Genomic DNA, 445 nt, shown 5'->3' with positions numbered 1-445 from the left:
GAGCGGCGCGCCGTCCGGGTCGCGCGCGACGCTGCCCTCGCTCGCGACGCGGACGTCGCCGCGGGTGCAGAAGCAGGGATAGGCGAGGCCCCGCGCGATTAGCCGGTCGCGGGCGTCGCGATAGGCCTGCATGTGCTGCGACTGATGGCGGACGGGCGCTTCGAAGCGGAGGCCGAGCCAGGCGAGATCGGACATGATAGCGTCCACCAGCTCGGGCCGCGATCGGGCCGGGTCGATGTCCTCGATCCGTAGCAGAACACGGCCGCCGGTTCGGGCGGCGAGGTCGGCGTTGAGCAGCGCGGAATAGGCGTGGCCGAGATGCAGGCGCCCGTTCGGGCTCGGCGCAAAGCGAAAGGTGGGCCGAGGCGCGCCGGCAGACGTCAACCGCCGACGCGCTGCAGGCAGCGCAGCGGGCCGGGCGTGCAGGCGATGCCCGGCAGCGAGC

1 protein-coding gene is annotated in these 445 nt (G+C 73.7%); it reads right to left on the bottom strand.

Going from position 1 to position 445, the window contains the following annotated elements:
- Positions 1 to 384: glutamate--tRNA ligase family protein (locus FV222_RS29040; RefSeq protein ID WP_246685735.1), on the bottom strand; the 384-nt coding region annotated here is incomplete at its 3' end.
- Positions 385 to 445 lie beyond the last annotated feature (61 nt).

The sequence above is a fragment of the Methylobacterium sp. WL103 genome (assembly GCF_008039885.1).
GTDB classification, from domain to species: domain Bacteria; phylum Pseudomonadota; class Alphaproteobacteria; order Rhizobiales; family Beijerinckiaceae; genus Methylobacterium; species Methylobacterium cerastii.
Note: the sequence above shows the minus strand (reverse complement) of the source record. Positions and strands in the feature narration are given on the sequence as shown.